This window comes from Streptomyces sp. NPDC004561 (genome assembly GCF_053602155.1).
In genome coordinates, this window is the sequence record NZ_JBSGDB010000346.1 from 1 (window position 1) to 9,807 (window position 9,807).

The 9,807-nt window shown below is 70.1% G+C and carries 10 protein-coding genes; 3 read left to right on the forward strand and 7 right to left on the reverse strand.

Annotation, left to right across the window (positions count from 1 at the left end):
* Positions 1 to 212: 212 nt before the first annotated feature.
* The 3 genes from ACWEN3_RS33105 to clpS form a co-directional block, all read right to left on the reverse strand.
* Positions 213 to 1,646, reverse strand: coding sequence for an amino acid permease (locus ACWEN3_RS33105; RefSeq protein ID WP_452978387.1), 1,434 nt, complete (start codon positions 1,644 to 1,646; stop codon positions 213 to 215).
* A 319-nt stretch (positions 1,647 to 1,965) separates the two neighbouring features.
* The gene (locus ACWEN3_RS33110; RefSeq protein ID WP_452978390.1) at positions 1,966 to 2,571 is read right to left on the reverse strand and encodes a DUF2017 domain-containing protein; all 606 of its coding nucleotides are present in this window, start codon (positions 2,569 to 2,571) and stop codon (positions 1,966 to 1,968) included.
* A 13-nt stretch (positions 2,572 to 2,584) separates the two neighbouring features.
* Positions 2,585 to 2,902 carry an ATP-dependent Clp protease adapter ClpS gene (gene clpS, locus ACWEN3_RS33115; protein ID WP_452978391.1) on the reverse strand — a complete coding sequence of 106 codons (318 nt, stop codon included), beginning with the start codon at positions 2,900 to 2,902 and terminating at the stop codon, positions 2,585 to 2,587.
* Between the two features lie 57 nt (positions 2,903 to 2,959).
* On the opposite strand from clpS, the gene ACWEN3_RS33120 reads away from it, so the two are divergent.
* The gene (locus ACWEN3_RS33120) at positions 2,960 to 4,306 is read left to right on the forward strand and encodes a nicotinate phosphoribosyltransferase (RefSeq protein ID WP_452978394.1); all 1,347 of its coding nucleotides are present in this window, start codon (positions 2,960 to 2,962) and stop codon (positions 4,304 to 4,306) included.
* Positions 4,307 to 4,402: 96 nt separating this feature from the next.
* Entirely contained in the window at positions 4,403 to 4,996 is a 594-nt protein-coding gene (locus tag ACWEN3_RS33125; protein ID WP_452978396.1) for an isochorismatase family protein, read from the forward strand.
* On the opposite strand, the gene ACWEN3_RS33130 is transcribed toward ACWEN3_RS33125, so the two are convergent.
* The gene (locus ACWEN3_RS33130; RefSeq protein ID WP_452978399.1) at positions 4,993 to 5,313 is read right to left on the reverse strand and encodes a hypothetical protein; all 321 of its coding nucleotides are present in this window, start codon (positions 5,311 to 5,313) and stop codon (positions 4,993 to 4,995) included. The two genes, ACWEN3_RS33125 and ACWEN3_RS33130, sit on opposite strands and share 4 nt — an antisense overlap.
* Before the next feature lie 121 nt (positions 5,314 to 5,434).
* Positions 5,435 to 7,789 (reverse strand): immune inhibitor A domain-containing protein, encoded by a 2,355-nt coding sequence (locus ACWEN3_RS33135; RefSeq protein ID WP_452978402.1) that lies wholly within the window; start codon positions 7,787 to 7,789, stop codon positions 5,435 to 5,437.
* A 320-nt stretch (positions 7,790 to 8,109) separates the two neighbouring features.
* On the opposite strand from ACWEN3_RS33135, the gene ACWEN3_RS33140 reads away from it, so the two are divergent.
* The gene (locus ACWEN3_RS33140; protein WP_452978405.1) at positions 8,110 to 8,346 is read left to right on the forward strand and encodes a hypothetical protein; all 237 of its coding nucleotides are present in this window, start codon (positions 8,110 to 8,112) and stop codon (positions 8,344 to 8,346) included.
* A 90-nt stretch (positions 8,347 to 8,436) separates the two neighbouring features.
* On the opposite strand, the gene ACWEN3_RS33145 is transcribed toward ACWEN3_RS33140, so the two are convergent.
* Together ACWEN3_RS33145 and ACWEN3_RS33150 are read right to left on the reverse strand one after the other, a co-directional pair.
* Positions 8,437 to 9,195, reverse strand: a complete 759-nt coding sequence (locus tag ACWEN3_RS33145) for an RDD family protein (protein ID WP_452978408.1) — start codon at positions 9,193 to 9,195, stop codon at positions 8,437 to 8,439.
* 74 nt (positions 9,196 to 9,269) lie between these two features.
* Positions 9,270 to 9,807: RDD family protein (locus tag ACWEN3_RS33150; RefSeq protein ID WP_452978411.1), on the reverse strand; the 538-nt coding region annotated here is incomplete at its 5' end.

Sequence of the window (9,807 nt, forward strand, 5' to 3'; positions counted from 1 at the left end):
GGGGGGGGTGGGTCGTTGGGGGGGGGGGCGTCGATTGGGTGGGGCGGGGGGGGGGTGTTGTTCAGCTTGTCGGACACAATACCCTGCGGCCCGTCCGGCCCGGGGGTGTGGTCGGGGCCGCCCCACATGCCGGACGTCCTGAGCGGCGGCCGCCGGGGGCGCCACGAGTGCTCCCGGCGGCCGGACGTCCCGGGGAGGGTGTCCTGGTGGTGTCAGCGCTTACGGAACGCCGCGGCCTCCGGGTCGCGGCGCTTGAGCGCCCAGTAGGCGACACCGAGGATCAGGGCCCACAGCGGCGCGCAGTACAGCGAGACTCGGGCGTCCTTGTCGATGCCCATCAGCACGATCACCATGCCGATGAAGGCGAGCGCGATCCAGCTCGTGAGCGGAGCGCCCGGGGCCCGGAACTCCGAGCGGGGCAGGTCACCGCGGTCGGACAGCTTCCGGTAGCGGATCTGGCAGAGCAGGATGATGATCCACGCCCACATGCCCGAGATGGTCGCGAAGGACACCACGTAGTCGAACGCCTTGCCCGGCCACTGGTAGTTGATCCAGACGCCGACCAGCATCAGCGCGGCGGAGAACGTCGTGCCGACGAGCGGGGTACCGCTGGGCGTCAGCTTGGTGAAGAACTTCGGACCCTGACCGTTGACCGCGAGGTCGCGCAGCATGCGGCCGGTGGAGTACATGCCGGAGTTGCAGGACGACAGCGCGGCCGTGAGGACGACGAAGTTGACGATGCCCGCGCCGGCGGCCAGGCCCATCTTCTGGAAGGCGGCCACGAAGGGGCTCACGCCCGGGTGGAACTGCGTCCACGGCACGACCGACAGGATCATGATCAGCGCGCCGACGTAGAAGACGGCGATGCGCCACGGCACGGTGTTGATCGCCTTGGGGAGCACCTTCTTGGGGTCCTTGGACTCGCCGGCGGTCACACCGACCAGCTCGACGGCGAGGAAGGCGAACATGACCATCTGGAGGGTCATCAGGGTGTTGCCGACGCCGTGCGGGAAGAAGCCGCCGTCGTTCCACAGGTGGCTCACGGAGGCGGTGTGGCCCGCGTCGGAGAAGCCGATCGTCAGGATGCCCGCGCAGATCAGGATCATGCCGATGATCGCGGTGACCTTGACCATGGAGAACCAGAACTCCAGCTCACCGAAGAGCTTCACGGAGATCAGGTTGGCGCCGTAGAGCACGATCGTGAACACCAGGGCCGAGACCCACTGCGGGATGTTCCACCAGTACGTCATGTAGGCGGCCGCGGCGGTGACCTCGGTGATGCCGGTGACCACCCAGAACAGCCAGTACGTCCACCCGGTCACGAAGCCCGCGAACGGGCCGATGAACTCGCGCGCGTACTCCGAGAACGAGCCGGACACCGGGCGGTACATCAGCAGCTCGCCGAGCGCCCGCATGATCAGGAAGATCACGAGGCCCGCGATGGCGTAGGCCAGGATCAGGCTGGGGCCCGCCTTGGAGATGCCCTTGCCCGCGCCGAGGAACAGGCCGGTGCCGATGGCACCGCCGATGGCGATCATCTGGATCTGCCGGGCGCCGAGCCCGCGCTGGTATCCCTCGCCGCCCTCGCTGTCGGCCCGCGCGGCCTCATTGCCGTCGCGAAGCTGGTCGACCTGCGATGAGGTCATGTGTGGTGCGCCTTTCTCCATGCCGACCCGGGCCTTCGACTCGGCCCCGGATCGGGTCTCGATCCCCCCGGATTGCTGGAGCTGTGCCTGGCCGACGGTCGTCGGCTCGGTGGCGCACCCGGCCGGACATGGGTGGTGTCGGCCGGGCGGTCGTGAAGATTTATCACGGCCGCAATATTGATCACCGGAGCGGAATGTGGCGCACCACACAGGGAAAACCGGACAAAGAACGCCCTGATGCGGCAAACCAGGCCGCAACGGTGACGGGATCGTTATCCGGATTTGAGCGTCCGCTGAGCGAACAGCGAAGCCACCCGTACTAGGGCATAAGGGTCGTCACCAGGGTCTCCTGGAGACCGCCCAGCCACAGATAGGCCATCACCATGGGCTTGCGCGGGTCCTCGTCCGGAAGCCGGTAGAGCAGGTCGGTGTCGTCCTCGTCGGTGATCTCCAGCCGGGCTCCGATCGCCAGGCGCAGGTCGTTGAGGGCGCTGAGCCAGCTCCTGGACTCCCCCGGCGACAGCTTCAGCACCGCCCCGCCCCGGTCCACCGGGGCGAGCGCGTCGAGGCTGCGGATCACCGCGAGCGCGTTCTCCCGCTTGCCGGCCCTGAGGTCGTTCTCGGTGTAGCGGCGGAACTCGGCGGAGTACGCCCGCCGCTCCTCCGCCTGGGCGGGCGAGTCCGGGGCCTTCTCCGGGTCGCTGTAGGCGTCCGGGAACAGCCTTCTGAGGACGGGGTCGGCGGGCGGCTCGCTGGGGCCCTCGGCGAACAGCTCGGCGAGCGGGTCGTCGGGCGCGTCGGCGCCCGGTCCCGGTCCGATCAGCTCCAGGAGCTGGACGGCCAGGGAGCGGATGATGGAGATCTCGACGTCGTCGAGCGCGACGGCCGCGCCGCCGCCGGGGAGCGGTTCGAAATGTCCGGGCATCTAAGTGGGTTCGCTACTTCCGGTCCTGCTGGAGGGTGGCCCACAGGCCGTAGCCGTGCATCGCCTGCACATCGCGCTCCATCTCCTCGCGGGAACCGCTGGAGACGACCGCCCGGCCCTTGTGGTGGACGTCGAGCATGAGCTTGGTGGCCTTGTCCTTGGTGTAGCCGAAGTACGACTGGAAGACGTACGTCACATAGCTCATGAGGTTGACCGGGTCGTTGTGGACGATCGTGACCCAGGGGACGTCGGGTTCGGGTACGGCGAAGACCTCCTCCGCCGACTCGGTGCGTTCGATCTCTACGGGCGCGGGTGACGTCACACTGCCCATGCTGCCACGAGGGCCACAAATCGTCACACCGACGAAAAGGGAGTACGATCCATCGTCATGAACACAGCGGACCTTGGGCTGCCGGTGGACGTTCCCTCGACGGCGCTCTTCACGGACCAGTACGAGCTGACGATGCTGCAGGCCGCTCTGCGCGCCGGTACGGCCGAACGGCGGAGCGTGTTCGAGGTCTTCACCCGGCGGCTGCCGAACGGGCGGCGCTACGGCGTGGTGGCCGGCACCGGACGCGTCCTGGACGCGGTGGAGAACTTCCGCTTCGACGCCGGCGTCCTCGGCTTCCTGCGCGAGCAGCGGATCGTCGACGAGGAGACCCTGAAGTGGCTCGCCGACTACCGCTTCACCGGTGACATCTGGGGCTACCCCGAGGGCCAGGTCTACTTCCCCGGCTCGCCGATCATGCGCGTCGAGGGCAGCTTCGCCGAGTGCGTGCTCCTGGAGACGGTGATCCTCTCCATCCTCAACCACGACTCGGCCATCGCGGCCGCCGCCTCCCGGATGGCCGCCGCCGCCGGCGACCGCCCGCTGATCGAGATGGGCGCCCGCCGCACCCACGAGCTGGCGGCCGTGGCCGCCGCCCGCGCCGCCTACGTCGGCGGCTTCGCGACCACCTCCGACCTCGCGGCGGGCTTCCGCTACGGCATCCCGACCGTGGGCACCTCGGCCCACGCCTTCACCCTCCTGCACGACCGCGAGCGCGACGCCTTCCAGGCCCAGGTGGACACCCTCGGCCGGGGCACGACCCTGCTGGTGGACACCTACGACGTCGCCGAGGCCGTCCGCACGGCGGTGGAGGTGGCCGGCCCCGAGCTGGGCGCGGTCCGCATCGACTCCGGCGACCTGCTGCTCGTCGCGCACCGGGTCCGCCAGCAGCTGGACGAGCTCGGGGCGACGGGGACGAAGATCGTGGTGACCTCCGACCTGGACGAGTACGCGATCGCCTCCCTGGCCGTCGCGCCGGTGGACGCGTACGGCGTCGGCACCCAGCTGGTGACCGGCTCCGGGCACCCGACCGCCTCCATGGTCTACAAGCTGGTCGCGCGCGCCGAGACCGCCGACCCCGGGGCACCGCTGGTGCCGGTCGCCAAGAAGTCCAGCGGCGGCAAGACCTCCATCGGGGGACGCAAGTGGGCGGCCCGCCGCCTGGACGAGGACGGGGTGGCCGAGGCCGAGGTCGTGGGCACCGGCCCGGTGCCGGCGGACCTCGCCGGCCGGCAGCTGCTGGTGCAACTGGTCGAGGGCGGGGACGTCGTGGCCCGCGAGCCCCTGGACATGCCCCGGGACCGCCACATCGCCGCCCGCGCGAACCTCCCCCTGTCCGCGATCCAGCTCTCCCGAGGGGAACCCGTCATTCCGACGGAGTACGTGCAGGGGCGCTCGGGTAGCTAGAGCGGGACCGCCGTCCGCTCCGCGAACGCCCCCTCCCGCACGGGCCCGCAAGTCTCTAGGCTCAGTTACCTGGACCTCAGTCGAAGGACACCCACCATGCGCCGCGCCTTGATCGTCGTAGACGTGCAGAACGACTTCTGCGAAGGGGGCAGCCTCGCGGTGGCCGGTGGTGCCGACGTGGCCGCCGCCATCACCGAGCTGATCGGCCAGGCGGCGGGCACCGGCTACCGCCATGTGGTCGCCACCCGCGACCACCACATCGCGCCCGGCGGTCACTTCGCGGACAACCCCGACTTCGTCCGCTCCTGGCCCGCGCACTGCGTGGCGGGCACCGAGGGCGTGGGCTTCCACCCGAACTTCGCCCCCGCCGTCGCCTCCGGCGCGGTCGACGCGGTGTTCGAGAAGGGGGCCTACTCGGCCGCCTACAGCGGCTTCGAGGGCACCGACGAGAACGGCGCCCCCCTCGCCGACTGGCTGCGCGCCCGCCACATAGACGAGGTGGACGTGGTCGGCATCGCCACCGACCACTGCGTCCGCGCCACCGCGCTGGACGCGGCCCGGGAGGGCTTCCGCACCCAGGTGCTGCTGGACCTGACGGCGGGAGTGGCCGCGGCGACCACGGAGCGGGCCCTGGAGGAGCTCCGGGAGGCCGGCGTGGAGCTGACCGGCAAGCCGGTGGTCGGCGGCTAGGACACGGCGGCCGACCGGCGCAGCAGGGCCCGGATCGGATGCCACAGCTCGGGCACGGTGACACCGTTTCCAGGTGGCGCCGTGCGCCATATCAGGCCGTCCGGATGGTGCAGCACCGCCGTGATCTCGTCCGGGGTCGGCGGGGCCGCGTTGCCCCGGAGATAGATCGCGCGCAGGCCCAGGTTCCGGAGCCGGGTCAGGGCCCGCGCCCGGTTCTGGGCATGCACCAGTACCCGCACCCCGGCGGAGTCGTAGGGCAGGTTCAGCGCCACCACGACCGTGCCGTTCGGCAGCTTGCAGAAGCCTCCTGCGGCCATGTGGTCACATCCCCGTTCCGGTCGGTGTCAATAAGCGGTCCACAGGACGCACCTAAACACGATCGGCGGCGACCCGCCAAGGGGTCACCGCCGATACGCCTCTGACCTGCGAGTATGTGAACTACTTCACCGCGGGGCCGACCGTGAGGAAGATCGTCGACCCGTTCTCGGCCTCCTTGACGATCGTTATCCTGGTGTTCGTGTCAGTTACCTTGACGCCACCCGTCGGGTTCGACGCGTCGTAGTAGGTGCTGGTGTGGTCGTTGAAGACCGGGACCCCCTTCGACGCCTTGACCGTCGTCGCCGCATCGGCCTTGTGCAGGGTGATGCCGTCCGTGCCGTAGAGGCTGAACGGGGAGTCGTAGGCCTGCATGCGGTTGCGCATCAGCGTGCCGTCGGACCAGCGCAGGGCCTTCGGGTGCGAGTCGACCGGCAGGATCAGACCGGTGCCCGGGTGGTCCTTGGCGTTGGTGTTGTTGTCCGCCTGGGAGGTGTCCCACTTCCAGATCAACAGGCCGTTCTGGTACGGGTAGTGCTCCACCCAGTCGGGGCGCTTGGCCGAACCGAAGTTGTACGGGCCGCTCTTCAGCGTCCTGTCGTACGACACGTACTGCCGGTTCTCGGCGACGTAGTACTGCTTGTAGTCCCGGGTGAAGGACGCGCCGATGCGGGAGAAGCCCGCCGCGGTCCAACCGGCGTCGGCCGACTCGGCGTTGTCCGAGAACAGCGGCGTCCCGTCGGCGGTCACGGTGATCTCGTCGGCCGTGAAGCCGTTCTCCGCGACCCCGCCGTCGGTTGCGTAGCGGAAGCGCAGCTGGATCTTCTGGCCCGCGTAGGCGTCCAGGGAGTACGACAGCTTGCGGTGCGTCTGCGAGGCGCCGGTCAGCGCCGGCTTGCCGCTGCCGTCCTTCGGGATGGCCCGGCCGTCGGCCGTGCCGTCCAGCGCGGTCCAGTTGGCGCCGCCGTCGGTCGACACCTCGGTGTAGAGGTAGTCGTAGTTGGCCTCGATGGCCCACCAGCCGTCCAGGCCCAGGGTCGCCGAGGACCTGCCGGTGAGGTCGACGGAGCGGGTCAGCGTGTTCTTCAGGTCGTTGCCGCTGCCGCTCCACCACTGGTACGAGCCCTGCGCCGGGTCGGTGATCGTGGTGGTGACCGCCTTGTCCGGCAGGGTGACCACGAGGCCCTGCTTGTCCCAGGTGTTGTACTCGGCGACGCCCAGCTTGTGCGTGGACTGCTTGCCGGCCTTGGCGGTGTCGTAGTTCAGCCAGCCCAGCTGGAGCTTGTCCCAGGCGTTCATGTCGCCGGGCAGGTCGCCGATGGACTCCTTGCCGGTGCCGAGCCAGGAGCCGGAGGACATCAGGGTCCAGAAGCCGGTGGAGTTGTCGCCGCCGTCGGTGTCGTACTCGTCGGGCAGGCCGAGGTCGTGGCCGTACTCGTGGGCGAAGACGCCGAGGCCGCCGTTCTCGGGCTGGATGGTGTAGTCGCCCACCCAGACACCGGTGTTGCCGACCTGCGCGCCGCCGAGCTTGTTGCTCTCGGGGCCGGTGGCGCCGGCGTCGGTGCCGAAGGCGTACCAGCGGTGGGCCCAGATCGCGTCGGTGCCCTGGACGCCGCCGCCCGCGGACTCGTCCTCACCGGCGTGCACGATCTGGAAGTGGTCGACGTAGCCGTCGGGCTCGTTGAAGTTGCCGTCGCCGTCGTAGTCGTAGCGGTCCCACTGGTCGTACTTGGCCAGGTCCTTCTTGATGTCGGCGTCGGTCCGGCCGGCCGCCTTCTGCTGGGCGACCCAGGCGTTCAGGCCGTCGCTGACGACGTTCCACACGCTCGGGCAATTGGTGGCGCCGCAGGCGTTGTTGCCGTAACGGGCCTCGTTGTAGGGGACCTTGACCCAGTCGGCGACCTCGCCGTCGACCGAGTAGCGGCCCGAGGACTGCTTCTCGTAGTACTTCTTCAGCGACTCGGTCTTCTTGCCGGTGCCGAAGTAGAGGTCCTGGTAGTGCTTCTGGTCGTAGTCCTTCTGCCAGGCCGTCGAGTTGTCCTTCGTGCGGTCCGGCGCGGCGATCCGGTTGTGCAGGGGGCCCGCGGTCCCTCCGAACCCGGGGTCCGTCCGGTCGCCGAACTCCACCAGGATGGTGAAGATCTTGTCGGTCTTCTCGCGGCCCAGCTCGACGTACTTGCCCTTGCCCTTGCCGCTCTTGAGCTTGACGACCTTGGAGCCGCCGCGCTCCTGCGCCGTGGCCCTGCCCGCGATGAGCTGGTTCAGGGCCTCCTGACGCTGGGCCTTCTGGGTCTTGCTGAGCGGGCCGTCGAGATCGTGCGCCCGCTGCCGCACCGGGGCCGGGTCGTGCCGGTCGATCGCACCGGACCGGGCCGGGGTGCTCGCCTCCGCGACGGCGAAGGTCGCGAAGGTGGCGGAGGCCGCCGCGAGCGTCACACCGATCGCGGCCGCTCTGAACGTCCAGGATCTGCTGGTCACTTGAGTTCCTCCCCCGCGCCGCGTGCACGGACAGGGGGCTCCTGGGTGTGGAGAAATCCGTGCGCGCATGACAAGCGCGTGTTCAAGTGACGTAATTTGACTAGAGGTTTAGAAGAAAAGACAGTCCTTGACTCAGTCACATCCGGTGCACTATGCGGAGTTGATCTCCGCTTTACACAGACCGTGCTTCCTGTGCGCCCCCCGTGCATCGGTACCGTGGGTTAGGTCACGCTTACCAGGCGTTCCGTTCGGGCATGCACGCGAAGAGAGACGAACGGCACCCACCGACACCGCCGAAGACTTCCGAGGACACGATTGCCATGCCTCGTCCGACCGCCGCACAGCTCGCCTACGGTTCCTGCACCGTGATCTTCTCGACGCTCGCCATGCTGCTGCTGTCCCAGACGAGTTCGGGCCTCGGGATCGCCGTCATCGCCCTCGCGGCACTCGCGCTGGGGCTGCTGGTCGCCATGACCGTGCCGGCGACCGGGGCACGCGCGACGGCGGCCTCCGCCGCGACCGCGGCGAACGAGGAACGCGTCCCCACCACACTGTGAGCGAGGCGCCGGCGGCCGGCCGCACGAGAGCGGCGGGCCCGTGGCACGCACGGACCCGCCGCTCTCGCACGGGCGCCCCCCGGGCTTCGCTCAACGGGTGCTGACCACCACCGTCTTGGCCGCCTTGTCGTGCAGGCCCTGCTTGTAGGGCCGGTCGAAGAAGCTCCAGCCGCCGCAGATGGCCGTCCAGATGCAGGCGCAGCAGAAGGCGAACGGGATCCAGAGCACGAGGGCCCGGCTCAGCGAGGTCGACGTGGCCGGGGTGGCGCCGTCGTTCAGGTTGGCCACCCGCATGTCGAGCCATTGCTTGCCGAGGGTCTGCCCCGACTTGCTGATCATGAAGGTGTCGTAGGCCACGTAGAGGACGGCCGCGATGACGGACTGGGCGACGGAACGGCCGACCTGCATGTGGTCGCCGTTCACGTCGTACTGGCGTACGCCGAACGCCCAGGTGAGCAGCCAGACGACGATGCCGACCAGGATCATGTCGATGATCCTGGCGAGCGTCCGCCTGCCGCTGGGGGCGAGCGGGGGCATACCGGCGAGCGGGTCGGCGGGGTAGCCGCCGGCGCCGTGGGGCCCGGTCCCGTAGGGCGGCTGCTGACCGCCGTACGGCGGTGGTTGCTGCGGGCCCCACGGAGGGGGCGGCGGCGGTTGCCCGCCGCCGTGAGGGGGCGGCTGGCCGCCCTCGGGGGGCGGGGGCTGACCACCGCCGGGCGGCGGTTGCTGGGCGCCGCCGTACGGGGTGTCGTACGGCGAGCCCGGCCCCTGGTCCGACGGGGGCCGCTTCCTGAACGGGTCGTCCTCGGGGGGCTGCTCTCCGGAGCCGGGGGGCGGTTCGCTGGTCATGGCCCGAGTGGACCGCGATCGTCCCGGCTCCGCATCCGGTGGGCGTCCGTACGGAGGAGGGGCCGGTCCCCCGTTCAGCCCGCCACGAAGGTGTGGGCCGCCTTGTCGTGCCAGCACTGGCGCCAGGGCCGGTCGAACAGGCACCACAGCACGCCCAGGATCCCGATGCCGAGCAGCCCGGGCACGCTGTAGACCAGCCAGCGGCGCAGCGCCGGGCCGAACGAGGGGGGCTCGTGCCCCTCGATGTCCCGCACCTGGAGCCCGCACAGCTTCTTGCCCAGGGTGCGGCCCCACTTGGCGGTGGGCAGCACCTCGTAGACGACGCCGAAGAGGAGCAGGACGCCGAGGACGATGCCCAGGCAGGTGCCGGTGGTGCGGTCGAGCAGCCAGACGGTGACCTCGTGCCCGGACTGCTCGGCCGCGTCGACCTTCTGCCGGATGTGGTCGACCGCCCTGACGCCGAGCGGGACGGCCGCGGCGGCGGTGACGGTTCCCACCACCAGGGTGTCGACCAGGCGGGCGGCGAACCGCTTGCCCAGTCCGGCGGGGCGGGCCGCGGCCTGCCGGCGGGCCGCCGCCTGGAACGGGTCCTCCACCGGCGGCTTCCACGGC